Source organism: Sinorhizobium prairiense (assembly GCF_029201645.2).
In the GTDB taxonomy this organism is placed as follows: domain Bacteria; phylum Pseudomonadota; class Alphaproteobacteria; order Rhizobiales; family Rhizobiaceae; genus Sinorhizobium; species Sinorhizobium meliloti_A.
On record NZ_CP104131.1, the window covers coordinates 3,094,904 to 3,117,902 of the forward strand.

General features: G+C 63.7%; 23 protein-coding genes and 1 pseudogene. 16 read left to right on the plus strand and 8 right to left on the minus strand.

Annotation, left to right across the window (positions count from 1 at the left end; translation table 11 throughout):
- Nucleotides 1-31 precede the first annotated feature (31 nt).
- The 4 genes from N0Q91_RS17645 to hslV all read right to left on the minus strand — a co-directional run bounded on the left by N0Q91_RS17645 (nucleotide 32) and on the right by hslV (nucleotide 3,549).
- The gene (locus tag N0Q91_RS17645; protein WP_275597071.1) at nucleotides 32-982 is read right to left on the minus strand and encodes a DUF1402 family protein; all 951 of its coding nucleotides are present in this window, start codon (nucleotides 980-982) and stop codon (nucleotides 32-34) included.
- Nucleotides 983-1,176: 194 nt separating this feature from the next.
- Nucleotides 1,177-2,484, minus strand: a complete 1,308-nt coding sequence (gene hslU / locus N0Q91_RS17650) for an ATP-dependent protease ATPase subunit HslU (protein ID WP_018098641.1) — start codon at nucleotides 2,482-2,484, stop codon at nucleotides 1,177-1,179.
- On the minus strand, nucleotides 2,481-3,002 hold the full coding sequence (locus tag N0Q91_RS17655) for a GNAT family N-acetyltransferase (RefSeq protein ID WP_275597072.1): 522 nt from the start codon (nucleotides 3,000-3,002) through the stop codon (nucleotides 2,481-2,483). The genes hslU and N0Q91_RS17655 overlap by 4 nt, the downstream gene beginning before the upstream one ends.
- Complete coding sequence (gene hslV / locus N0Q91_RS17660) at nucleotides 2,992-3,549, minus strand: ATP-dependent protease subunit HslV (protein WP_003531980.1); 558 nt, start codon at nucleotides 3,547-3,549, stop codon at nucleotides 2,992-2,994. The genes N0Q91_RS17655 and hslV overlap by 11 nt, the downstream gene beginning before the upstream one ends.
- A gap of 320 nt (nucleotides 3,550-3,869) precedes the next feature.
- Here hslV and hisB point away from each other — a divergent pair, with 320 nt between their 5' ends.
- The 7 genes and pseudogenes from hisB to coaA form a co-directional block, all read left to right on the plus strand.
- Nucleotides 3,870-4,478, plus strand: coding sequence for an imidazoleglycerol-phosphate dehydratase HisB (hisB, locus tag N0Q91_RS17665; RefSeq protein WP_100672593.1), 609 nt, complete (start codon nucleotides 3,870-3,872; stop codon nucleotides 4,476-4,478).
- Between the two features lie 26 nt (nucleotides 4,479-4,504).
- Nucleotides 4,505-4,981: a DUF2628 domain-containing protein gene (locus tag N0Q91_RS17670; protein ID WP_275597073.1), complete on the plus strand. Its 477-nt coding sequence runs from the start codon at nucleotides 4,505-4,507 to the stop codon at nucleotides 4,979-4,981.
- Entirely contained in the window at nucleotides 4,981-5,631 is a 651-nt protein-coding gene (gene hisH / locus N0Q91_RS17675; protein ID WP_275597074.1) for an imidazole glycerol phosphate synthase subunit HisH, read from the plus strand. The genes N0Q91_RS17670 and hisH overlap by 1 nt, the downstream gene beginning before the upstream one ends.
- A gap of 32 nt (nucleotides 5,632-5,663) precedes the next feature.
- Entirely contained in the window at nucleotides 5,664-6,410 is a 747-nt protein-coding gene (hisA, locus tag N0Q91_RS17680) for a 1-(5-phosphoribosyl)-5-[(5-phosphoribosylamino)methylideneamino]imidazole-4-carboxamide isomerase (protein WP_275597075.1), read from the plus strand.
- Nucleotides 6,407-7,183: an imidazole glycerol phosphate synthase subunit HisF gene (gene hisF / locus N0Q91_RS17685; RefSeq protein WP_275597076.1), complete on the plus strand. Its 777-nt coding sequence runs from the start codon at nucleotides 6,407-6,409 to the stop codon at nucleotides 7,181-7,183. The genes hisA and hisF overlap by 4 nt, the downstream gene beginning before the upstream one ends.
- Before the next feature lie 31 nt (nucleotides 7,184-7,214).
- Nucleotides 7,215-7,538 carry a phosphoribosyl-ATP diphosphatase gene (locus tag N0Q91_RS17690; protein ID WP_275597077.1) on the plus strand — a complete coding sequence of 108 codons (324 nt, stop codon included), beginning with the start codon at nucleotides 7,215-7,217 and terminating at the stop codon, nucleotides 7,536-7,538.
- A 55-nt stretch (nucleotides 7,539-7,593) separates the two neighbouring features.
- Nucleotides 7,594-8,529, plus strand: a pseudogene (gene coaA, locus N0Q91_RS17695) (type I pantothenate kinase); the annotation flags it as partial.
- 51 nt (nucleotides 8,530-8,580) lie between these two features.
- Here coaA and N0Q91_RS17700 read toward each other — a convergent pair.
- The 4 genes from N0Q91_RS17700 to N0Q91_RS17715 all read right to left on the minus strand — a co-directional run bounded on the left by N0Q91_RS17700 (nucleotide 8,581) and on the right by N0Q91_RS17715 (nucleotide 12,072).
- Nucleotides 8,581-9,192, minus strand: a complete 612-nt coding sequence (locus N0Q91_RS17700) for an alpha-ketoglutarate-dependent dioxygenase AlkB (RefSeq protein WP_275597078.1) — start codon at nucleotides 9,190-9,192, stop codon at nucleotides 8,581-8,583.
- Nucleotides 9,193-9,305: 113 nt separating this feature from the next.
- Complete coding sequence (gene lysM, locus N0Q91_RS17705; protein WP_018098651.1) at nucleotides 9,306-9,779, minus strand: peptidoglycan-binding protein LysM; 474 nt, start codon at nucleotides 9,777-9,779, stop codon at nucleotides 9,306-9,308.
- A 143-nt stretch (nucleotides 9,780-9,922) separates the two neighbouring features.
- The gene (arfB, locus tag N0Q91_RS17710; protein WP_100672599.1) at nucleotides 9,923-10,357 is read right to left on the minus strand and encodes an alternative ribosome rescue aminoacyl-tRNA hydrolase ArfB; all 435 of its coding nucleotides are present in this window, start codon (nucleotides 10,355-10,357) and stop codon (nucleotides 9,923-9,925) included.
- Nucleotides 10,358-10,461: 104 nt separating this feature from the next.
- Nucleotides 10,462-12,072 carry a phosphoenolpyruvate carboxykinase gene (locus N0Q91_RS17715; RefSeq protein ID WP_275597079.1) on the minus strand — a complete coding sequence of 537 codons (1,611 nt, stop codon included), beginning with the start codon at nucleotides 12,070-12,072 and terminating at the stop codon, nucleotides 10,462-10,464.
- A 341-nt stretch (nucleotides 12,073-12,413) separates the two neighbouring features.
- On the opposite strand from N0Q91_RS17715, the gene chvI reads away from it, so the two are divergent.
- From chvI to N0Q91_RS17760, 9 genes are all read left to right on the plus strand, one after another.
- Nucleotides 12,414-13,136 carry a two-component system response regulator ChvI gene (gene chvI / locus N0Q91_RS17720; RefSeq protein WP_018098654.1) on the plus strand — a complete coding sequence of 241 codons (723 nt, stop codon included), beginning with the start codon at nucleotides 12,414-12,416 and terminating at the stop codon, nucleotides 13,134-13,136.
- Between the two features lie 223 nt (nucleotides 13,137-13,359).
- Nucleotides 13,360-15,093, plus strand: a complete 1,734-nt coding sequence (gene chvG / locus N0Q91_RS17725) for a two-component system sensor histidine kinase ChvG (protein ID WP_275598149.1) — start codon at nucleotides 13,360-13,362, stop codon at nucleotides 15,091-15,093.
- Nucleotides 15,090-15,548 (plus strand): HPr kinase/phosphorylase, encoded by a 459-nt coding sequence (locus tag N0Q91_RS17730; protein ID WP_275597080.1) that lies wholly within the window; start codon nucleotides 15,090-15,092, stop codon nucleotides 15,546-15,548. Before chvG ends, N0Q91_RS17730 begins: the two co-directional genes overlap by 4 nt.
- 156 nt (nucleotides 15,549-15,704) lie before the next feature.
- Nucleotides 15,705-16,106, plus strand: coding sequence for a PTS sugar transporter subunit IIA (locus tag N0Q91_RS17735; RefSeq protein ID WP_018098657.1), 402 nt, complete (start codon nucleotides 15,705-15,707; stop codon nucleotides 16,104-16,106).
- Nucleotides 16,103-16,396, plus strand: coding sequence for an HPr family phosphocarrier protein (locus N0Q91_RS17740; protein ID WP_018098658.1), 294 nt, complete (start codon nucleotides 16,103-16,105; stop codon nucleotides 16,394-16,396). The genes N0Q91_RS17735 and N0Q91_RS17740 overlap by 4 nt, the downstream gene beginning before the upstream one ends.
- 156 nt (nucleotides 16,397-16,552) lie before the next feature.
- Entirely contained in the window at nucleotides 16,553-17,953 is a 1,401-nt protein-coding gene (gene ahcY, locus N0Q91_RS17745) for an adenosylhomocysteinase (RefSeq protein ID WP_100672601.1), read from the plus strand.
- Nucleotides 17,954-18,256: 303 nt separating this feature from the next.
- Nucleotides 18,257-20,737 (plus strand): sensor histidine kinase, encoded by a 2,481-nt coding sequence (locus tag N0Q91_RS17750; RefSeq protein WP_100672602.1) that lies wholly within the window; start codon nucleotides 18,257-18,259, stop codon nucleotides 20,735-20,737.
- Between the two features lie 9 nt (nucleotides 20,738-20,746).
- On the plus strand, nucleotides 20,747-22,261 hold the full coding sequence (gene tsaE, locus N0Q91_RS17755) for a tRNA (adenosine(37)-N6)-threonylcarbamoyltransferase complex ATPase subunit type 1 TsaE (protein WP_275597081.1): 1,515 nt from the start codon (nucleotides 20,747-20,749) through the stop codon (nucleotides 22,259-22,261).
- Between the two features lie 6 nt (nucleotides 22,262-22,267).
- Nucleotides 22,268-22,999 carry a nucleotidyltransferase family protein gene (locus tag N0Q91_RS17760; RefSeq protein WP_275597082.1) on the plus strand — a complete coding sequence of 244 codons (732 nt, stop codon included), beginning with the start codon at nucleotides 22,268-22,270 and terminating at the stop codon, nucleotides 22,997-22,999.

The following is a 22,999-nucleotide window of genomic DNA, read 5'->3' on the forward strand; positions in this document are numbered from 1 at the left end:
CGCGATGATTCCGCCGCCGGGCGATAAAGGATCACAAAAGGCTTTCGAGCTCTGCCAGTTTGTCGTTGACGAGCCAGCCGTAATAGTTCTCCTCCGGCCAGTGGACCTCGCCCCCCTGGTTCTTTGCGGCGAGCGCGGCCGCACGCGCATCCGGATTGCCGACATTGTAGAGCGTTGCCGTCAGGCCCGGATTGCCGGAGATATCCATGCCCGCAATCGAGCGATAGGCATCGATCGAATGCCGGATGGAGGCGGCCATATAGGCAAGCGACACGTCCGGGTCCATGATCGCCTCATAGACGCCCGCGGCGTTGTTTTCGTCGAGGCGCTCATAACCGGAAACGCGCGACACCATATCCGTCAGCATCAATGCGGTCAGCGGATTGATCTGGCCGAGACCGAAGGTCTGCCCGGCGAAGAACGGCTGGAAGAAGACGGCGCTGAAGCGGTTGTTCGGGAAGGATTTGCCGGCCACGGTATGCCCGCGGAACTGGCTGTCCCAGACCCGCTCGCGGCAGGTCCAGAGCGCGTAGGAGCCTTTCTTGCCGGCGCATTCGGCAAATTGGGGCCGCTCGACGAATTCGGCGATGGACTCGCCCTGATAGCCGAACTGGAAGCTGTCGCCCGCATAGGCGGCCGCCTTGACGTAATAGGATTGCAGCCGGTCATAGGCGTCGACATTGTAGGTGTGTTCGCCGACGATTGCCCCGACCATGTGAATGGGCGCGATGCCGTAGGCGCCGGCGACCGACTTGATCTTGCCGACGAGCTTGCGGTCGGTGGCAAGAAGCTCGCGCACCTTCTCGTATTTCGCGTCGAAGGATGTGCGGCCGGCTTTGGTGCGGCGTACCGAGGCGCCCGGAACGCCCGGCTGCTCGACGTGGCGATTGCCCTGCGGAACGATGAGTATCCCGCTCGCAGCCGAAGGACCGGCGGCGAGGCAAAATGTGAAGATCACGAGCATGCAGGCGGTGAGGCGCACTATCAGTTTTCCTGTAGACTCTTCCAAGAAGCCGGCGGACCCGCCGGTTCCGGCGCGCCCTGAAGGCAGAATCATGTCGGAATGATGCCTTAATTCTTAACGGCTGCTGATCGATCTCGAGAAAACGGAGGCGCCTGTCGAGTGACAGGCGCCCCACAATTCGGTGATCGACTGGCCTCGACGGAGGTCGGGCGTCAGAGGATGTAGCGCGACAGGTCGGTATTGGCCGCCAGATCCCCGACATGCCGGCGAACGTAATCGGCATCGATCGTGACGCCCTGGCCTCCGCGATCGGGCGCGTTGAAGGAGACATCGTCGAGCACACGCTCCATCACGGTTTGCAGGCGGCGCGCGCCGATGTTCTCGACATTGGCGTTGAGCTGGACCGCGACCTCCGCCAGCGCGTCGATCGCGTCCTCGGTGAAGTCGAGGGCAACGCCCTCCGTCTCGAGCAGCGCCTTGTACTGGCGGATGAGGCTCGCCTCCGTCTCGGTCAGAATGCGGCGGAAATCCTCCTTGGTGAGGGCCCTAAGCTCGACGCGGATCGGCAGGCGCCCCTGCAGCTCCGGCAAAAGGTCCGACGGTTTTGCGACGTGGAACGCGCCGGAGGCGATGAAGAGGATGTGATCGGTCTTCACCGGCCCGTATTTCGTCGCCACCGTCGTGCCTTCGACCAGCGGCAGCAGGTCGCGCTGCACGCCTTCGCGCGACACGCCGGCACCGATGCCGCCTTCGCGGGTGGCGATCTTGTCGATCTCGTCGAGGAAGACGATGCCGTCATTTTCCGCCGCCGCCACCGCCTCACGCTGGATCTGCTCGTTGTCGAGCAGCTTGTCGGACTCGTCGTTTACCAGGAGCGCATAGGAGTCCTTGACCGTCGTCTTGATTTTCTTGGTCCGGCCGCCGAGTGCCTTGCCGAACATTTCCGAAAGGTTGAGGACGCCGATATTGGCGCCCGGCATTCCCGGGATCTCGAAGGCGCCGCCGGGCGAGCCGGTTTCGGCGACATCGACCTCGATCTCCTTGTCGTCGAGCTCGTTGGCGCGCAGCTTCTTGCGGAAGGAATCGCGGGTTGCCGGCGAGGCGGTGGTGCCGACCAGCGCGTCGAGAACGCGCTCCTCGGCGTTCTGATGAGCCTTCGCCTTCACTTCGGCGCGCCTTTTCTCCCGCACGAGGCTGATGCCGACCTCGACGAGATCGCGAACGATCTGCTCCACGTCGCGGCCGACATAGCCGACTTCCGTGAACTTCGTTGCCTCCACCTTGACGAAGGGCGCGCCGGCGAGCTTGGCGAGGCGACGGGAAATCTCCGTCTTGCCGACGCCGGTCGGACCGATCATCAGGATATTCTTGGGCATGACCTCGTCGCGCAGCTCGTCGTCGAGCTGCTGGCGGCGCCAGCGGTTGCGCAGCGCAATGGCAACCGCGCGCTTCGCGTCCTTCTGGCCGATTATGTAGCGGTCGAGCTCCGATACGATTTCCCTGGGTGAAAAGTTGCTCATCGATTCCTCTCAAATTCCGTCCGCTCGAGCTCCATCAGGAGAGTTCGACCGGACTCGTCTATCCATTCGCCAAAAGGTACGAAACCGGCCTTCGCATAGGCTCGGACGGCGCGGCGGTTGCCGGCGTCGGGGTCGATGACGATGCGCGCGGCGCCGCTTTCGAACAGTCTTGCGGCAAAGGCTCTGAGCGCCATGGCGGCGACGCCTTTGCCTGTCATTTCGGGCGGGCCGATGAAGATGTCGACGCCGGGCGTGTCGCCCGACAGGTCCTTGGCCCAGGGCTCCTCGTCATATTCCGACGGGATCCAGGACTGGATATAGCCGGCCGGCTCCCCCTTCACACGAAAGACGAAACCGTCGACCTCACCCTTCGCGCAACCGTCCCGTATCAGCCCGAGTTCGACATCGGGATCGCCCCACCACTGCCGGACATGCGGCTCGGAAAGCCAGGCGAGGAGCATCGGCAGGTGGCCCTCGGCCACCGGCTCGAAGCTGACCTCTGCCGGCTCATTCGGCATCCAGCGTCTCCACGACGACGTTGTGGTTGGTGTAGACGCAGATGTCGCCGGCGATCTCCAGCGCGCGGCGGGCGATCTCCTCGGCCGACTTGTCGCTGTCCATGAGCGCCCGCGCCGCGGCAAAGGCATAGTTGCCGCCCGAACCGATGGCGATCGTCCCGTGCTCGGGCTCGAGAACGTCGCCGTTGCCGGTGATCGCCAGCGTCACCGTCCGGTCGGCAACCAGCATCATCGCCTCGAGATTGCGCAGGTACTTGTTGGTACGCCAGTCCTTGGCGAGCTCTACGGCCGCGCGCATCAGCTGGTCGGGATATTGCTCGAGCTTCGCCTCCAGCCGTTCCAGAAGCGTGAAGGCGTCCGCCGTCGCGCCGGCGAAGCCTGCAATCACGTCGCCCTTCGACAGGCGGCGGACCTTGCGGGCATTGCCCTTCATAACCGTCTGGCCGAGGCTCACCTGGCCATCGCCCGCCATTACCACCTTGCCGCCCTTGCGCACCGTGATGATGGTGGTCGCATGCATCGTTCCGTAAGGATTGTGTTCGCTCATGAAAGTACCTTTGGGCCCGGTAAGCCGGGGATGCGGCTCGCGATGAGCCTGGTTGCCTGAGGCCTATGTAAGTCGCAGCCGCGCGATTGCAAATGCGCGAACGCGCGCCCAGGCGGCTTTCGTTTTCACGTCGCTGCGGCGCACCGAATCTCCGTCGCAGTTCTGGATATTTCATGCCTCCCCTGATAAGGAGCGGCTCTGTGACGGAATGCGAAGATCGAAGGTGGCTTTGTCGCCCCTCTCCGCGACGCCCGAAAACGATGTTGCTCCGATAGGCCGGCTGGCCCAAAGTCATCGGAGAGTGCAGACAGGAGAGCCTGATGGCAGACGTGACGCCGAGCCGCACCGGCCAAGTTTCGCGAAAGACGAATGAAACCGCCATATCCGTCTCGGTCAATGTCGACGGAACGGGCGTATCGAAGATCGCGACCGGCGTCGGCTTCTTCGACCATATGCTGGACCAGCTCTCGCGCCATTCGCTGATCGACATGGAGATCAAGGCGGAGGGCGACCTCCATGTCGATGATCACCACACCGTCGAGGACACCGGCATCGCCATCGGCCAGGCGTTGGCCAAGGCGCTCGGCGATCGCCGCGGCATCACCCGCTATGCCTCCATAGACCTCGCCATGGACGAGACGATGACGCGCGCCGCCGTCGACGTCTCCGGCCGGCCCTTCCTCGTCTGGAACGTGACCTTCACGTCGCCGAAGATCGGCAGCTTCGACACCGAACTCGTGCGCGAATTCTTCCAGGCGCTCGCCCAGCATGCCGGGATCACGCTGCATGTGCAGAACATCTACGGCGCCAACAACCATCATGTCGCCGAGACCTGCTTCAAGTCCGTCGCCCGCGTGCTCCGCACGGCAACCGAAATCGATCCGCGCCAGGCGGGACGCGTCCCCTCGACCAAGGGGACGCTCGCCTGAGCCGGCCAATATCTGGTTTAAAGACCATGGCCTCCTACCTGATCATGACCCCACCCGGCGCACCGGCCGACGACGAAAGGGCGCGGTTCATCGCCGACGGATTCTCCTGGACCGCCTTCTTCTTCCCCGGTCCGTGGCTCATCGTCAAACGCGCGTGGCTCATCGGAATCTTCGTTTCCGTTCTGCAGTTCCTGTTGCTTCTTGCGGCATCGATGCCCGGCGGCTTCAGCGCAGCGCTGCTCGTCCATCTGGCGCTCGGTCTCATCGTGTCGCTCGAAGGCCCGCTTCTCATCGCCCGCAAGCTCTCGGCACGCGACTGGACGTTTCGTTCGGTCGTTCCGGCACGCGATCTCGAGACGGCCGAAGAAATCTATTACTCGAACGCCGAGCCGTCAGCGCCTGCAGGAGATGCAGCTCCCATGCCGTCGGCCGACAGGTCCGCTACGGGACGGCCGGGCGCCGCCGCCGGGCTCGGCTTTTTTGAATCCTATGGAGAGCGCTGATGCGGGTCGCCATCATTGACTACGGATCCGGCAACCTGCGCTCGGCCACCAAGGCCTTCGAGCGCGCCGCCCGCGGGGCCGGCATCGCGGCCGAAATCGATCTCACCGACAGGCCGGAACGGGTGGCCACGGCCGATCGGATCGTGCTGCCGGGCGTCGGCGCCTATGCCGACTGCCGCCGCGGCCTCGCCGCCGTGGAGGGCATGGAGGAAGCGCTGACGGAGGCGGTCGAGAAAGCTGGCCGCCCCTTCTTCGGCATCTGCGTCGGCATGCAGCTCATGTCGTCGCGCGGACTCGAAAAGACGGTGACGAAGGGTTTCGGCTGGATCCCCGGCGATGTCGTCGAGATGACGCCCGAGGACCGCTCGCTCAAGATCCCCCAGATCGGCTGGAACACGCTTGATCTCAAGCGCGCGCACGCCCTTTTCGACGGCATTCCGACCGGCGAGAACGGTCTGCACGCCTATTTCGTCCATTCCTATCACCTCGCGGCGGAGCGTGCCGAAGACGTGGTGGCGGAGGCGGACTATGGCGGCCCGGTGACGGCCTTCGTCGCGCGCGACAACAAGGCAGGCTCGCAGTTCCATCCGGAAAAGAGCCAGGCGCTCGGCCTCGCCCTCATCTCGAATTTCCTGCGCTGGAAGCCCTGAGGCTGCCGCGTCATTTCTGATCGGACGAACAAATGATCCTCTTTCCCGCGATCGACCTCAAGGACGGGCAATGCGTGCGCCTGAAGCTCGGCGACATGGAGCAGGCGACAGTCTATAATCCCGACCCGGCCGCCCAGGCGCGCGCCTTCGAGGAGCAGGGTTTCGAATGGCTGCACGTGGTCGACCTGAACGGCGCCTTTGCCGGGGAGACCGTCAACGGTGCGGCGGTCGACGCCATCCTCAAGGCGACGAAGAACCCGGTGCAGCTCGGCGGCGGCATCCGCACGCTGGAGCATATCGAGAACTGGCTTTCGCGCGGGCTGAAGCGCGTCATCCTCGGTACCGTCGCGGTGCGCGATCCCGCCCTGGTGATCGAAGCCTGCAGCAAGTTCCCGGGACGGGTCGCGGTCGGCATCGATGCGAAGGGCGGCAAGGTCGCCGTCGAGGGATGGGCGGAAGCGTCCGAGCTCGGGGTGATCGAACTTGCCAGGAAGTTCGAGGGCGCGGGCGTCGCGGCGATCATCTATACCGACATCGACCGTGACGGCATCCTGACCGGCATCAACTGGGCCTCGACGCTCGAACTCGCGGACGCGGTTTCAATCCCGGTCATCGCCTCGGGCGGCCTCGCCTCGATGGACGACATCCGCCGCATGACCGAACCGGATGCGCAAAAGCTCGAAGGCGCGATCTCCGGTCGGGCGCTTTATGACGGCCGGATCGATCCGAAGGAAGCTCTGGATCTGATCCGCGAAGCAAGAAAGGGGAAGATGCGATGACCCTTAAAGCCCGTGTAATCCCCTGCCTCGACGTGAAGGACGGCCGCGTCGTCAAGGGCGTGAACTTCGTGGATCTGATCGACGCCGGGGACCCGGTGGAGGCGGCACGCGCCTATGACGCGGCCGGGGCCGACGAGCTCTGCTTCCTCGACATCACCGCCTCTTCCGACAATCGCGAAACGATCTTCGACGTCGTCGCCCGCACCGCGGAGCAATGCTTCATGCCGCTCACCGTCGGCGGCGGCGTGCGCCAGGTGGCGGACATCCGCAAGCTCCTGCTTGCCGGCGCCGACAAGGTGTCGATCAACACGGCGGCGGTGAAGAACCCGGAATTCGTCGCGGAAGCCGCCGACAAATTCGGCGACCAGTGCATCGTCGTCGCCATCGACGCCAAGAAAGTCTCGGCGCAAGGCGAGGCGGACCGCTGGGAGATCTTTACCCATGGCGGGCGGCAAACGACAGGCATCGACGCGATCGAATTTGCGCAAAAGGTCGTCGAACTCGGCGCCGGCGAAATCCTTCTCACCTCCATGGACCGAGACGGTACGAAGAGCGGCTACGACATCAGCCTGACACGGGCGATCGCCGATGCGGTACGCGCTCCCGTCATCGCCTCCGGCGGCGTGGGCACGCTCGACCACATGGTCGAGGGCATCCGCGACGGCCATGCGACTGCCGTGCTCGCCGCCTCGATTTTCCACTTCGGCACCTACAGCATCGGCGAGGCGAAGCGCCACATGGCCGAGCACGGCATCGCCATGCGGCTTGATTGAGGCGGCGCTGTCAACGAGAAGGGATCCGATAATGACCGACTTCACCCTTTCCGACCTGGAGAAGATCGTGGCGTCCCGCGCCCGGGCGGCGCCGGAGGAGTCCTGGACCGCCAAGCTGGTGGCGGCCGGGCAGACGAAGGCTGCCAAGAAGCTCGGCGAGGAGGCGGTGGAAACGGTCATTGCCGCGGTCGGCGAGGACCGGAAGAATCTGGTCGATGAGAGTGCCGATCTCCTCTATCATCTTATGGTCGTATTGAATATCGCCGCCGTCCCGTTGCAGGATGTGATGAGCGAACTGGCCAGGCGGACGAGCCAATCCGGCCTGCAGGAAAAGGCGAACCGGCAGAATCCATGAGCATCGCCGCGGAAGACATCGAACCGGCCGACATTCCGGGCAATCTCCAGGGGGCGAATATTCGCCCTATCACGTCTTCTCCGCGGAGGAATGGTCGCGCTTTCGCGCCGACACGCCGCTGACGCTGACGGCCGACGAGGTGCAGCGCCTGCGCTCGCTCAACGATCCGGTCGATCTCGACGAGGTGCGACGGATCTATCTCTCGCTCTCACGGCTCCTCTCCGCCCATGTGGAAGCGTCGCAGATCCTCTTCCGGCAGCGCACCCGCTTCCTGAGCATGTCGAACGAGACGAAGACGCCCTTCGTCATCGGGGTCGCCGGCTCGGTCGCCGTCGGCAAGTCGACGACGGCGCGCATCCTTGCGGAGCTTCTCGCGCGCTGGCCCTCGAGCCCGAAGGTCGACCTCGTCACCACCGACGGCTTCCTTTATCCGAATGCGGTTCTCCAGCGGGAAAACCTGATGGATCGCAAGGGATTTCCCGAGAGCTACGATATCGGCGCGCTGCTCAGATTCCTCTCGGCGATCAAGGCGGGCCGGCCGAACGTCAAGGCTCCTACCTATTCGCACCTGACCTATGACGTGATCCCCGACCAGTTCCAGGTGATCGACCGGCCGGACATCCTCATTTTCGAGGGGATCAACGTGCTGCAGTCGCGCGATCTGCCGGCCGACGGCAAGATCGTGCCGATGGTCTCGGATTTCTTCGACTTTTCGATCTATATCGATGCCGAGGAGAGCCTGATCCACAGCTGGTACGTGAACCGCTTCATGCGACTGCGCGAAACCGCGTTCCAGAACCCGCAATCCTTCTTCCATCGCTATGCGACGATCAGCGAGGATGCGGCGCGCGCGATCGCCGAGGGCCTCTGGCACAATATCAATCTGAAGAACCTGCATCAGAATATTCTGCCGACGCGGCCGCGCGCCGATCTCATCCTGCAGAAGGGTCCCAACCACCTGACGCAGACGGTGGCGCTCAGGAAGCTTTGAGGGGAACCGCGCCGCCTGCGGGAAAGGAACCGATTCGGGCGGGGCGAAGCTTCAAGGATTGACCCTTCGCAACGTCAGATTGAGCCGGCCGCCGCTCCTCAGGAGCGTCGACGTGTTCGGATAGATGCGGTCGACGCCGTGGAAGGCGAGCCGTCCTTCGCCGCCGAGCACGACGACGTCGCCGCTTTCGAGCCTGAACGACACGGTCTGTCCGCCGCGTGTGCGGCCGCCGACGCGGAAAAGGCAGTCGTCGCCGAGCGAGATCGAAACGACGGCAGTCTCGAGATCGCGCTCGTCCCGGTCCTGGTGGAGCCCCATGCGCGCCTCTGCCGAGTAGAAATTCACCAGACAGGCCTCGGGGGACTTGTCGCTTCCGGCCACGGCATTCCAGATGTCGTGCAGCATGCGTGGAATCGGCGGCCACGGCTTGCCGGTGACCGGATGCGTCGCCTGGTAGCGGTAGCCGCGCTCGCGGTCGGTGACCCAGCCGAGCGCGCCGCAATTGGTCATGCGCACGGACAGGGGTTTGCCGGTCTTCGGCATCGCGGGCGCGAAGAGCGGAGCCTCCGCGACGACGGCGCGGACGGCCTCGACCAGTTCCTGCTGGCGCGAACGGTCGAGGAAACCGGGAATGTGTCTCACCCCTTTCGGCAGCACAAGCATTGGCGGCATCCTGTCATACGGCATCGATCGAAACCTCCCGTCAGCAGATCCGGCGGGAGATGACAGGGACATAGCGCTCACCGGGGTCGGGATCGACCCGAAACAGCCTTCGTTCAGCCGGCATCCAGATCGGGGATGCGCAGCACCTGGCCCGGATAGATCTTGTCGGGATGGGTGAGCATGGGCTTGTTCGCTTCGAAGATCGCCGTGTGCTTGGCGCCCTTGCCCTTGCCGTAATGGGCCTCGGCGATCTTCCAGAGATTGTCGCCCTTCTTCACGGTGTAGAAGACCGGAGCCTTCGCCTCGGCCGGCGCGGCGGCGCCGTCGGCGACCTTGAGCTCGGATGCCTCGACCTTGGATATGCCGAGCGTATTGCCGACCGCCACGACCGCCTTCTCGAAGGTGGACTGGTCCTTGACGACACCCTTCAGCACGACCTTGTCGTCCACGACGTCGACCTTGACGTCCTTGGTGCCGAGGTCATGGGACGCGAGCTCCTTTTCGACGCTTGCCGCATCCGGCGGCGTGTCGTCGCCGCCGATTCCGAGCTTCTTTCCCGCATTCTTGATAAAATCGAACAAACCCATGCTTGTCTCCTCTCTCGCGCGGCTGGAGCCTGCACATGTCGTCTTCCCCACGACCGCCGTACGGCTTGGCGACATGCGTCAGCGGATAAGAGAGTGCGATTGCGCGCAAAAGACAAGGGCGCGGGCGCAACTTTCGGGCGCGGTCAGTCGCCGCCGGGGCGGCCGCGCAGCTTCTTGATTTCGGAACGGCCGGATTTCTCCTTCAGCCGGCGTTCGATCGATCCGCGCGTCGGCTTGGTCTTCCTGCGCGGCGGGGGCGGCGGTTCCGCCGCCTTCAGGATCAGCTCCTTCAGCCGCTCGCGGGCGTCCTCGCGGTTGCGTTCCTGACTGCGGAAGCGATTGGCTTCGATCATAAGGACGCCCTCCTTCGAGGCGCGCCGTCCGGCGAGCTTCAAGGCGTTGGCCTTGACGCGCTCCGGCAGGGACGGCGAAGCCTGCACGTCGAAGAAGAGCTGGACGGCCGTCGAGACCTTGTTGACGTTCTGTCCGCCCGGTCCGCCGGCCAGCACGAATTGCTCCGTGAGCTCCCATCCGGCGATCACGATGTTTTCGTTGATGTAAAGCGGTTCGCTTGCCATGGATCTTCCTCGGCCGTTTCTATCGCATGCTTGAAAACCGGCCGCAAATGCAAAACCCGGCCGTAGGCAGCCGGGTTTCACGTGAATCATGGCAAAAGACCGGATTATTCGGCGGCCACCCTCGCGCCCGGGGCTGCGTCGCGCACGCTGCCGTCGACGTGGCGCTCGAACTTGGCGAAGTTGGCGATGAACATGTCGACGAGTCGCCGTGCCTGGGCGTCATAAGCCACACCATCCGCCCAGGTCGAGCGCGGGTCGAGAATGCCGGCCTCGACCCCCGGTACCGACACCGGCACCGCGAAGCCGAAATTCGCATCCGTGCGGAACGAGGCGCTGTTCAGCGAGCCGTCGAGAGCCGCCGAAAGAAGCGCGCGCGTCACCTTGATCGGCATGCGGCTTCCCGTGCCGAAGGCGCCGCCGGTCCAGCCGGTGTTGACGAGCCAGCAGGTGACGCCGTTCCTGGCGATGAGGTCCTTGAGAAGATTGCCGTATTCGGACGGATGGCGCGGCATGAACGGAGCGCCGAAGCAGGTCGAGAAAGTCGCCTCCGGCTCCGTCACGCCCTTTTCGGTACCGGCGACCTTGGCGGTGTAGCCGGAGAGGAAGTGATACATGGCCTGTTCCGGCGTCAGCTTGGCGATTGGCGGCAAAACCCCGAAGGCGTCCGCCGTCAGCATGATGATCGTGCGCGGCTGCGGCGCCGTGCCGGTCTTGCTGGCGTTCGGAATGAAGTGCAGCGGATAGGCGCAGCGGGTGTTCTCCGTCAGCGAACCGTCGTCGAAGTCAGGAAGGCGCCGCTCGTCGAGGACGACGTTCTCCATCACCGTACCGAAGCGGCGCGTCGTCGCAAAGATCTCGGGCTCTGCCGCTTCCGACAGGCGGATCGCCTTGGCATAGCAGCCGCCCTCGAAATTGAAGACGCCCTTTTCGCTCCAGCCGTGCTCGTCGTCACCGATCAGAGTGCGGTTCGGATCGGCGGAGAGCGTCGTCTTGCCGGTGCCCGAGAGGCCGAAGAAGATCGCCGTGTCACCGGCAGGTCCGACATTGGCCGAGCAGTGCATCGGCATCACCGACTTCTTGGGCAGCAGGTAATTGAGGACGGTGAAAACCGACTTCTTCATCTCGCCCGCATAGGACGTGCCGCCGATCAGCACGAGGCCGTTTGTCAGGTCGCAGGCGATGACCGTCTCGCTGCGGCAGCCGTGGCGTGCGGGATCGGCCTTGAAGCTCGGCAGGTCGATGATCGTCAGCTTCGGCTGAAAAGACGGAAGCGCCTCGCGCTCCGGGCGGATCAGCAGATTGCGGATGAACAGCGAGTGCCAGGCGAACTCGGTGACGACGCGCGTCGGTAGCGCGTTCTCCGGGTCGGCACCGCCGACGAGGTCCTGGACGTAGAGCGACATGCCTTTGGCATGCGCGAGCATGTCCTGACGAAGAAGCTCGAAATGCTCCGGCGAAATCGCGCTGTTGTTGTCCCACCAGATCTGGTCGGCGGTGTTGGCGTCGCGCACGACATACTTGTCCTTGGGCGAGCGGCCCGTGTGTTGGCCGGTGCGGGCGCAAAGGGCTCCATGGACCGTCAGTTCGGCTTCACCGCGGGCCAGGGCTTCTTCGTAGAGCTGCGGCGCCTCGAAGTTGTAGCGGACGACCGAGAGGTCGGAAAATCCGATCGATTCCAGTCCGATAGAGGGATTGCGGCTCCCGAGCTCATCCATGGTCAAGCTTCCTTCGTGGTTGGCCATTGGCGTTGAATTTCGTCGGAACATACCGGCAAGGCCGATCCAAGACAAGATAGTCAATTCTAAAACAATAATGAATTCAGTATATTAATCGATTTAAAGAAAAATATGCATTTTTTAATCGGTTGAATCGCACCTTCCGGAAACCCACCGGCGGGGCCGGCTGCAGGGGAACCGGATCAGGTGCTTTTGCACTTCGCCACAATTTGTTCCACCTTTATACTCAATTAACGCGGCCGTGACTCGCGGTTGCCGCGATTCTTGCAACGCATCTCGAAGCGTCTCGGCAACCGGGCCTCGAAACGGAGTAGAATAAGATGCAGACCATCGCGCTTGTCGATGACGACCGCAACATCCTGACGTCCGTGTCCATCGCGCTGGAAGCCGAGGGCTACAAGGTCGAAACCTATACGGACGGCGCATCGGCGCTGGAGGGTCTGCTGGCGCGTCCGCCGCAGCTCGCTATCTTCGACATCAAGATGCCCCGCATGGACGGCATGGAGCTGTTGCGGCGGCTGAGACAGAAGTCCGACCTGCCCGTCATCTTCCTCACGTCGAAGGACGAGGAGATCGACGAGCTCTTCGGTCTGAAGATGGGCGCCGACGACTTCATCACCAAGCCCTTCTCACAGCGCCTCCTGGTGGAGCGCGTCAAGGCGATCCTGCGTCGCGCGGCCAACCGGGAGGCTGCGGCCGGAGGCGCCGGTCCGGTGAAGAATGCCGACACGCCTTCCCGTTCGCTCGAACGGGGTCAGCTCGTCATGGACCAGGAGCGGCATACCTGCACCTGGAAGAACGAATCCGTCACGCTGACGGTCACGGAGTTCCTGATCCTGCACGCACTGGCGCAGCGACCCGGCGTGGTGAAGAGCCGCGACGCGCTGATGGATGCCGCCTATGACGAACAGGTCTATGTCGACGATCGCACGATCGACAGCCACATCAAGCGGCTTCGCAAGAAGTTCAAGATGGTCGACAACGACTTCGACATGATCGAGACGCTCTACGGCGTCGGCTATCGTTTCCGCGAAACGGCCTGAGGGAGCGAGCCGGCGGATTGCGGATCACTTGTGGCCGGAGCGCTGCCGCCCGTACCTCCCTTGCTAGCGCTTGCGCAGCAGCGCCGGCTGGCGTAGGGCATCGCGGGAACGGGCGAATGCGACAGGCGACGCGGGCAGAAGCGAAGGTCGCGTCGCGGGAGCGGGAGACTTGGTAGAAGTCTTGCAGGGCGATATCGAAGAAGCGGAAGGACGGGCATCGACGCTGCGCGGGCAGCGGCGATGGGCGCATCCCTTTACGCTGATCCGGCGCCTGTTCGGCAATGCGGTCTTCTCGAGCCTCACGCGGCGCATCGTCTTCTTCAACCTGGTCGCGCTCGTGGTCCTCGTGGGCGGGATCATGTATCTCAACCAGTTCCGGGAAGGTCTGATCGACGCCCGGGTGGAGAGCCTTCTGACGCAGGGCGAGATCATCGCCGGCGCCATCTCGGCCTCCGCCTCGGTGGACACCAATTCGATCACCATCGATCCGGAAAAGCTGCTCGAATTGCAGGCCGGCGAAAGCATCACGCCGCTGCCGAGCGACGAAGACCTCGAATTCCCGATCATTCAGGAACGCGTGGCGCCGGTCTTGAGAAGACTGATCTCGCCGACGCGCACGCGCGCTCGCCTCTTCGATGCCGATGCCGACCTGCTGCTCGATTCGCGCCACCTCTATAGCGGCGGACAGGTGCTTCGTTTCGACCTGCCGCCGGTCGATCCGGAAAGTCCGAGCCTCGCCGACGAGTTCGGCACCTGGTTCAACCGGCTGCTGCAGCCGGGCGACCTGCCGCTCTACAAGGAGCCGCCCGGCGGAAACGGCTCGATCTATCCGGAGGTGATGAACGCCCTGACCGGCGTGCGCGGCGCCGTGGTGCGCGTGACCGAGAAGGGCGAGCTGATCGTTTCGGTTGCCGTTCCGGTACAGCGCTTCCGCGCGGTCCTCGGCGTGCTCCTCCTCTCCACCCAGGCCGGCGACATCGACAAGATCGTCCATGCAGAACGGCTGGCGATCATCCGCGTTTTCGGCGTGGCGGCGCTGGTCAACGTCATCCTCTCGCTGCTTCTCTCGTCGACGATCGCCAACCCGCTGCGGCGGCTTTCGGCCGCGGCCATCCGCGTGCGCCGCGGCGGCGCCAAGGAACGGGAGGAGATCCCCGACTTCTCATCCCGCCAGGACGAGATCGGCAATCTTTCCGTGGCGCTCCGGGAAATGACGACGGCGCTCTACGACCGCATCGCGGCGATCGAGAACTTCGCCGCCGATGTGAGCCATGAACTCAAGAATCCGCTGACGTCGCTCCGCAGCGCGGTCGAAACCTTGCCGCTCGCGCGCAACGAGGAATCGAAGAAGCGGCTGATGGACGTCATCCAGCACGACGTGCGACGGCTCGACCGGCTGATCAGCGATATCTCCGACGCCTCGCGCCTGGATGCGGAGCTTGCACGCGCCGACGCGAAGAAGGTCGACCTCGAAAAGCTGCTCGGCGACCTCGTCGAAATTTCACGCCAGATCCGGGGCAGCAAGAAACCGGTGCTGCTCGACTTCGTCGTCGACCGTAAGGACAACCCGCGCGCAAGCTTCATCGTCAGCGGCTACGAACTGCGCATCGGTCAGATCATCACGAACCTGATCGAAAACGCCCGCTCCTTCGTCTCCGAGCAGAACGGCCGCATCGTCGTCCGGCTGACCCGGTCGCGATCGCGCTGCATCGTCTATGTCGAAGACAACGGCCCGGGCATCCAGGCGGAGGACATCGACCGTATCTTCGAGCGCTTCTACACCGACCGGCCGGAGGGCGAGGACTTCGGCCAGAACTCGGGGCTCGGCCTTTCGATTTCGCGCCAGATCGCCGAGGCGCATGGCGGAACGCTCAGAGCCGAGAACATCACCGGCAAGGACGGCCACATCGGCGGCGCCCGCTTCGTTCTCTCGCTGCCCGCCGAGCCGCACCCGTGAATGCGCCCTTCATCAATGTCCACGGAACCGCGATCGTTCTCGGCACGACCGGGCTGCTGATCACAGGGCCGTCCGGCTCGGGCAAGTCGGCGCTCGCGCTTTCCTGCCTCTCGCAAGTGAGACGCCGGGGCCGCTTCGCCGCGCTCGTCGCGGACGACCGCGTGGATCTGACGCTCGAGAACGGGCGCATCGTCGCGCGCTGCCCTGCCGCCATTCGCGGGCTCCTCGAAATCCGCGGATCCGGAATTGCGGAAGTCGGTACCGTCTCCGCCTGTGTTCTCGATTGGGCGATCACGCCGGTCAGGGCACCCTTCGAGCCGCGTCTGCCGCCGGAGGAGGAGGAGCTGCAGCTCGGGATCGGGCGAAATCTGCTGCTGTTGCGCCTCCCGGTCGAGGGGCCGCTGTCGCCGCTCGACACGCTCGCCGCCCTTCTGCCCGAAAATGTAGGACTTTAGCCTTATCGGAAGGCAGTGCGGCTGCTTTTTCGGCATTTTTGGCTTGCACTTCGCCTTTTCCTTGCCAAGATGGCGCCCCCAACAGGTGGACGAAATTGCTGCATTGCGATATCTGGCCATCAACGAGTTGCATATGCAGTTGGAGCAAAGATACCCATGATCGGACTTGTGCTTGTCACTCATGGCAAGCTGGCGGATGAGTTTCGGCATGCTTTGGAGCATGTCGTCGGTCCGCAAAAAGCTATCGAGACCGTCTGCATAGGCCCCGAGGACGACATGGATCAGCGGCGTCAGGATATCCTCGACGCCGTCGAGAAGGCCAATCAAGGCGACGGCGTCATCATCCTGACGGATATGTTCGGCGGCACCCCTTCGAATCTCGCCATTTCGGTGATGCGCGGCGGCAGCGTCGAGGTCATCGCCGGCGTCAACCTGCCGATGCTGATCAAGCTCGCAGGCGTGCGCGGCGAAAGCGACATGGACAAGGCGTTGGTGGAAGCCTCCGAGGCGGGGCGCAAATACATCAACGTCGCCAGTCGGGTTCTGAGTGGAAAATGATGGATCACCGCCCCGACACGGCTCTGACGCGCGAACTGCTCATCGTCAACAAACGCGGCCTGCATGCGCGTGCCTCCGCGAAATTCGTGCAGACCGTCGAGACCTTCGACGCGGAGATCACCGTCTCCAAGGACGGCATGACCGTCGGCGGGACCTCGATCATGGGGCTGATGATGCTGGCGGCCAGCACCGGCTGCTCGGTCTTCGTCACCGCCAGCGGCGCTCAGGCCGAAGAAGCGCTCAACGCGCTGGATACGCTGGTTCGCGACAAGTTCGGCGAAGAGATGTAACCGATATAAACATATAAAGACCTCTTTATATGTCGGTTGCCCTCCACGGGGTTTCCTGATAGACCGAAGGCACGCTGCCCGCGATCGCGGGAGGCACTGTCATGCCGCCAAACGGCCATGTGGCCGCGCGGCCCTAGGATCAGCCTGGAGAACTTCATGAGCGCAACTCAGGACTATATCGTCGCCGACATCGGGCTTGCCGATTTCGGCCGCAAGGAAATCGCCATCGCCGAAACGGAAATGCCGGGCCTGATGGCCTGCCGCGAGGAGTTCGGCGCATCGAAGCCGCTGAAGGGCGCCCGCATCACCGGCTCGCTCCACATGACCATCCAGACCGCCGTGCTGATCGAGACGCTGGTTGCGCTCGGTGCCGAAGTGCGCTGGGCCTCGTGCAACATCTTCTCGACCCAGGACCACGCTGCCGCCGCCATCGCTGCGAGCGGCGTACCCGTCTTCGCCGTCAAGGGCGAGACGCTGGAGGAATACTGGACCTACACCGACAAGATCTTCCAATGGGCCGACGGCGGCGTCTCAAACATGATTCTCGACGACGGCGGCGACGCGACCATGTACATCCTGCTCGGCGCCCGCGCCGAGGCCGGCGAGAACATTCTGACGAATCCGGGCTCCGAAGAAGAAGAGATCCTTTTCGCGCAGATCAAGAAGCGCCTCGCCGCGACACCGGGCTGGTTCACCAAGCAGCGTGACGCGATCAAGGGCGTGACGGAAGAAACGACCACGGGCGTCAACCGCCTGTACCAGCTCCAGGCCAAGGGCCTGCTGCCCTTCCCGGCGATCAACGTCAACGACAGCGTCACGAAGTCGAAGTTCGACAACAAGTACGGTTGCAAGGAATCGCTCGTCGACGGCATCCGCCGCGGCACCGACGTGATGATGGCCGGCAAGGTCGCGGTGGTCTGCGGCTACGGCGACGTCGGCAAGGGCTCGGCGGCTTCGCTCAGCGGCGCCGGCGCACGCGTCAAGGTCACGGAAGTCGACCCGATCTGCGCCCTCCAGGCGGCCATGGACGGCTTTGAAGTCGTCCAACTCGAAGACGTCGTATCGTCCGCCGACATCTTCATCACCACCACCGGCAACAAGGACGTCATCCGCATCGAGCACATGCGCGCGATGAAGGACATGGCGATCGTCGGCAATATCGGCCATTTCGACAACGAGATTCAGGTCTCGGCGCTTCGGAACCTGAAGTGGACGAACGTCAAGCCGCAGGTCGATCTGATCGAGTTCCCGAAGGGCAACCGCATCATCCTGCTTTCGGAAGGCCGCCTGCTCAATCTCGGCAACGCCACCGGACATCCGTCCTTCGTCATGTCGGCATCCTTCTCCAACCAGGTTCTGGCGCAGATCGAGCTCTTCACCAAGGGCGATCAGTACAAGAACGAGGTCTACGTGCTGCCGAAGCAGCTCGACGAGAAGGTGGCGCGCCTGCATCTCACCAAGCTCGGCGCCAAGCTGACCGAGCTCTCGGAGGAACAGGCCTCCTATATCGGCGTCAAGCAGCAGGGTCCGTTCAAGGCCGAACACTACCGGTACTGATCCTTACCCGAGCAATCCACAACATCTTGTGGCCGCGATCTTGACAAGAGATCGCGGCCGCTTTTTTGGGGCTCGCACTTTCAGCCGAATCGTCAAAGAAGTATGTTTAGCTTATCGATTCGTTATGCCGGTCTGGATTTTTCGGGCCGGCGGCGCGGTCGAAATGGGATGTCTTGTCGGACAGGCGGCAAACAGACGGAGACAGACCGGAGATGCAATCGGAACTGACAGGAGCCTTTGAACGGGCTCCGGCGCGCGGGGCGCAAGGTCGCCGGCACTTTCCGGACGAACGGGGACGGCGCCGTGAAAACACATGAATCCATGTCTTCTGCAGGACGGCAGGGGGCGCCGAGACTGCTCAAGCGGCTCCTTGCGGGAACGGTATTGCTTGCGGCAAGCGATGCCGCAGCTCAGGCCACCGATCCCGGCAGAAGCATATTCGGCACGACGGAGGTGGTGACCTTCTCCGTTTTGATCGGCGTCATTTCCGCCGCCATGATTTCGGCGATCTGGCTCATCCGCCAGCGCGGCAATATCGAGGCCGAGAACCGCGAGCTTCGTTCCAATCTATCCGACGCGAACCAGCGCATTTCCCGCTTCCAGGCTCTCATTGCGGACAAGAACCGGCGCATCGTGATCTGGGACGGGCTCGCGGAGCGCCCGGAATTCCTCGGTCAGCTTCCGGTCGAAACCGGCGCGCCGCAGGACGACCGGGACTTTCTCGCCTTCGGCCGCTGGATCAAGCCGCAATCGGCAGGTCTGCTCGAAAAGGCGATCGAATCCTTGCGTGCCCAGGCGCAGAGCTTCGATCTCGTGCTCGAAACCCAGCGTAACGAGGTCCTCGAGGCGCAGGGCCGCGTATCCGGCGGGCGGGCCTTCGTGCGCTTCATCGCGCTCAACAATCTCAGGGCCGAACTCGCCGAGTTGAAGCTCGAACGCGACCAGCTGCATGCTTCGCTTTCGACGTTGCGGACGCTGCTCGACGCCGTCGATCTTCCCGCGTGGCAGCGCGCAGGAGACGGCAGGCTCGAATGGGTCAATGCGGCCTATGCCAATGCGGTCGAAACCCAGAGCGCGAGCACGGCCGTCGCCGAAGAGCGCGAGCTGCTTGCGACCACGGCGCGCGAGCGGATCCGGGCGGTCTCGACGCTCCAGACGCCGTTCCGCGACAAGGTTTCGACAGTGGTCAGGGGCAACCGGACGTTTTTCGACGTCGTGGACGCCCGCACGCCTGCCGGCTCTGCCGGAATCGCGATCGACGTTTCCGGCATCGAAGCGGTGCGCGAGGAGCTGGCGCGGACGCTCAAGAGCCATGCCGAGACGCTCGAACACCTGGCGACGCCGGTGGCGATCTTCGACGGCAATCAGCGGCTGCAGTTCTACAATCAGGCTTTCCAGCGGCTTTGGGATCTCGACATGGGATTCCTCGAGCGCAAGCCCGACAACGGCGAGGTGCTCGATCGGCTGCGTGCCGGCGGCAAGCTGCCGGAGCAGCTCAACTGGAAGCAATGGAAGACGAGTGCGCTTTCCGTCTATCAGGCGATCGATACGCAGTCCGATCTCTGGCACCTGCCGAACGGCCAGACGCTTCGCGTTTTCGCCACCGCGCGGCCGCAGGGCGGCGCCACCTGGGTGTTCGAGAACCTGACCGAAAGGGTCGATCTGGAAACGCGCTACAACACGCTGGTCCAGGTCCAGGGCGAAACGATCGATCATCTCGCCGAAGGCGTCGCCGTTTTCGGACCCGACGGCCGCATCCGGCTTTCGAATCCGGCCTTCCGGGCGATCTGGGGCATCAATGAGACCGAGGCGCAGCCGGGCACCCATATCCGCGCGATCGAGCAGGCTTGTCTCGCCTCCTACGACCAGCCGGACGGCTGGAAGCGCTTCGCCCATATCATCACAAGCTTCGACGACGAGCGGCCGTCGAGCCGCGGCATTCTGGAGCTGCGCACCGGCCTCATCCTCGACTACGCGGTCATTCCGCTGCCCAACGCCCAGACGATGCTGACCTTCGTCAACATCACCGACAGCGTCCGCGTCGAGCGCGCGCTCACCGAAAAGAACGAAGCGCTGCGCAAGGCGGATGCGCTGAAGAACGATTTCGTGCACCACGTCTCCTACGAGCTGCGCTCGCCGCTGACGAACATCATCGGTTTTGCCGACCTTCTCAAAACGCCGGTGTTCGGCGAACTCAACGATCGCCAGGCCGAATATGTCGACCACATTGCCACCTCCTCGTCGCTGCTTCTGACGATCGTCAACGACATCCTCGATCTTGCGACCGTCGATGCCGGCATCGTCGAGCTCGAACTCGCGGAAGTGAATCTCATCGATCTGATCGACGACGTGACGCAGCAGATGGGCGACCGGCTGATCGAGAGCGGCGTGTCGCTTCGAACCGAAGCGCCCGACAATCTCGGCCGCATTACCGCGGACCAGCAACGGCTGAAGCAGATCTTCATAAAGCTTCTCACCAATGCGGCGAATTTCGCCCCGGACGGAAGTACGATCGAGCTCAAATGCTGGCGCGAGGGGAGCGACTTTGCCTTCTCAGTCACCGACACGGGGCCAGGGATCCCGCAGGACGTTCTCAACACCGTGTTCAACCGCTTCGAAAGCTATGGCCAGCGCGGCGGCGCGGGCCTGGGCCTGTCCATCGTGGAGAGCTTCGTCAGTCTTCACCACGGCAATGTTTCGATCCGCAGCAAGGAGGGCGAAGGCACGGCAGTAACTTGCCGCATTCCCTCCGCCGAAGCGCCGAAGGTCATCGCGGCGGAATAGATGAACTAAATGAAATCTCTCGAACGTCTGCTGAAGGACGAGGCCGCCACCATCGAATTCGGCGAAGATCTCGCATTGGCGCTGAAGGGCGGCGAATGCGTCGCTCTCTCGGGCGACCTCGGCGCGGGAAAATCGACCCTGGCAAGGGCCTTCATCCGGGCCATGGCCGACGACGAGACGCTCGAGGTACCCAGTCCCACCTTCACCCTGGTTCAAAGCTACGACCTCACGATCCCGGTCGCTCATTTCGATCTCTACCGGCTCGCGGACGCATCCGAGCTTGACGAGCTCGGTTTCGACGAGGCGCTCGCCCACGGCATCTGTCTCGTGGAATGGCCGGAGAAGGCCGAGGAGGCGCTTCCGGCCGGCCGAATCACCCTGACCTTCTCGCATGAAGACGAGGGCCGGCGCATTCACCTGACGGCTCCGGACGCGGCCTTCGAACGGATCAACCGCTCGCTTGCCATTCGCAAGTTCCTGCTCGATGCAGCCTATCCTGGCGCCCGTCGGCGCCACCTGAGCGGCGACGCTTCGATCCGGGCCTATGAACGCATCGACACCGGGGATGGTGCGCCGGCGAAGATCCTGATGGATGCGCCGCGACACAAGCCGGGACCTATCCTCGAGGACGGCAAGTACTACCAGCAGCTCGCCCATATCGCCGAGGACGTCGTCCCCTTCGTCGCGATCTCGCAACTCCTCCGCAAACGCGGTTTCGCGGCACCGGCGATTTACGCGCGCGACCTCGACCAGGGTCTGCTTCTCATCGAAAACCTTGGATCCGAAGGCATACTCGACGCCGATGGCCGCCCCGTGGCGGAGCGCTACATCGAAGGCGCACGCCTTCTGGCCCGGCTGCATGCTCAGCCCGCGGAGCGCGACATCGCAGTGGCTGAAGGGGTCGTTCACCACATCCCCGCTTTCGACCGGCCGGCGATCAAGATCGAAACCAGTCTGCTCGTCGACTGGTATCTCCCGTGGAAACGGGGGCGGCCTGCCTCGGACGATGAGCGGCGGGAATACTTCGCCGTATGGGACGGACTGATCGGCGTTCTCGATTCCGCGGAGAAGAACCTTCTACTGCGCGATTTCCACTCGCCCAACATTCTCTGGCGTCAGGACCGCACCGGATTCGACCGAATCGGCATCATCGACTTCCAGGACGCGATGATCGGGCCGACGGCCTATGACGTGGCCTCGCTGGTGCAGGATGCGCGAGTGACGATCGAACCCGATCTCGCCCAGCGGATGATGACTGCCTACATCTCCGAGCGCCGTGGTCTGGGTCCCTTCGACGAGGCCGCCTTCCGGCGCGACTGGCATCTGATGGCCGCTCAGCGCAACTGCAAGCTCGCCGGAATTTGGGTGCGGCTCAAGGAGCGCGACGGCAAACCCGGCTACATGAAGCACATGCCGCGCACCTTCGCCTATCTCGAGCATGCGCTCTCCCATCAGGTGCTGACACCCTTGCGCGAATGGTGCATTAAGGCTGGAATCCTCGCTCCCGAATCAGCGAACCGTTAGGACACGATGCCCATCACCAATGCCATGGTGCTTGCGGCCGGACTGGGCACCCGCCTGCGGCCGGTCACCGACACGCTGCCGAAGCCGCTTGTCAGGATAGCCGGCAAGCCGATGATCGACTATGTGCTGGATCTGCTCGCCGCCGCGGGCGTCACCAGGGCCGTTGTGAACGTCCATCATTTCGCCGGCCAGATGGAGGAGCACCTCGGCCGGCGAGAGGCGCCGCATATCCTGATTTCGGACGAGCGGGATGCGCTGATGAATTCCGGCGGCGGGCTGGCGAAGGGCCTGAAACTGCTCGATGGCGGGCCGGTGCTCGTCATGAATGCCGACCTTTTCTGGATCGGCGAGAAGCCGCAGCAACCGTGCAACCTGAAAAAGCTTGCCGAGTTCTTCGATCCGGAGCGCATGGACATGGCGCTGCTCTGCGTGCGTCTCGAGAACACGACCGGGCACAACGGCAAACGGGATTTCTCGCTATCGGAAGACGGCCGGCTCACGCGCTATGAAGACGGCATGGCGAATCCCGTCGTCTATGCCGGCGCGATCGCCATGGACGCAGCGCTGCTTGCAGACGCACCGGACGAGGCGTTCAACCTCAACATCTATTTCGACCGGGCGATCGCCAGGGGACGCCTTTTCGGTCTGATGCTCGAAGGGCACTGGATCACCGTCGGCTCGCCGGAAGCCATAGCGGAGGCCGAGGCTGCGATCCGCCGCTTCCGGCCGGAGGGATGA

What these genes read in the sequence shown, in the direction of transcription:
- hslU (WP_018098641.1), bottom strand. Translation starts at nt 2,484, where the DNA reads ATGAGCAACTTTTCACCCAGGGAAATCGTATCGGAGCTCGACCGCTAC.
- N0Q91_RS17655 (WP_275597072.1), bottom strand. Translation starts at nt 3,002, where the DNA reads ATGCCGAATGAGCCGGCAGAGGTCAGCTTCGAGCCGGTGGCCGAGGGC.
- hslV (WP_003531980.1), bottom strand. Translation starts at nt 3,549, where the DNA reads ATGAGCGAACACAATCCTTACGGAACGATGCATGCGACCACCATCATC.
- hisB (WP_100672593.1), top strand. Translation starts at nt 3,870, where the DNA reads ATGGCAGACGTGACGCCGAGCCGCACCGGCCAAGTTTCGCGAAAGACG.
- N0Q91_RS17670 (WP_275597073.1), top strand. Translation starts at nt 4,505, where the DNA reads ATGGCCTCCTACCTGATCATGACCCCACCCGGCGCACCGGCCGACGAC.
- hisH (WP_275597074.1), top strand. Translation starts at nt 4,981, where the DNA reads ATGCGGGTCGCCATCATTGACTACGGATCCGGCAACCTGCGCTCGGCC.
- hisA (WP_275597075.1), top strand. Translation starts at nt 5,664, where the DNA reads ATGATCCTCTTTCCCGCGATCGACCTCAAGGACGGGCAATGCGTGCGC.
- hisF (WP_275597076.1), top strand. Translation starts at nt 6,407, where the DNA reads ATGACCCTTAAAGCCCGTGTAATCCCCTGCCTCGACGTGAAGGACGGC.
- N0Q91_RS17690 (WP_275597077.1), top strand. Translation starts at nt 7,215, where the DNA reads ATGACCGACTTCACCCTTTCCGACCTGGAGAAGATCGTGGCGTCCCGC.
- N0Q91_RS17700 (WP_275597078.1), bottom strand. Translation starts at nt 9,192, where the DNA reads ATGCTTGTGCTGCCGAAAGGGGTGAGACACATTCCCGGTTTCCTCGAC.
- lysM (WP_018098651.1), bottom strand. Translation starts at nt 9,779, where the DNA reads ATGGGTTTGTTCGATTTTATCAAGAATGCGGGAAAGAAGCTCGGAATC.
- arfB (WP_100672599.1), bottom strand. Translation starts at nt 10,357, where the DNA reads ATGGCAAGCGAACCGCTTTACATCAACGAAAACATCGTGATCGCCGGA.
- N0Q91_RS17715 (WP_275597079.1), bottom strand. Translation starts at nt 12,072, where the DNA reads ATGGATGAGCTCGGGAGCCGCAATCCCTCTATCGGACTGGAATCGATC.
- chvI (WP_018098654.1), top strand. Translation starts at nt 12,414, where the DNA reads ATGCAGACCATCGCGCTTGTCGATGACGACCGCAACATCCTGACGTCC.
- N0Q91_RS17735 (WP_018098657.1), top strand. Translation starts at nt 15,705, where the DNA reads ATGATCGGACTTGTGCTTGTCACTCATGGCAAGCTGGCGGATGAGTTT.
- N0Q91_RS17740 (WP_018098658.1), top strand. Translation starts at nt 16,103, where the DNA reads ATGATGGATCACCGCCCCGACACGGCTCTGACGCGCGAACTGCTCATC.
- ahcY (WP_100672601.1), top strand. Translation starts at nt 16,553, where the DNA reads ATGAGCGCAACTCAGGACTATATCGTCGCCGACATCGGGCTTGCCGAT.
- tsaE (WP_275597081.1), top strand. Translation starts at nt 20,747, where the DNA reads ATGAAATCTCTCGAACGTCTGCTGAAGGACGAGGCCGCCACCATCGAA.
- N0Q91_RS17760 (WP_275597082.1), top strand. Translation starts at nt 22,268, where the DNA reads ATGCCCATCACCAATGCCATGGTGCTTGCGGCCGGACTGGGCACCCGC.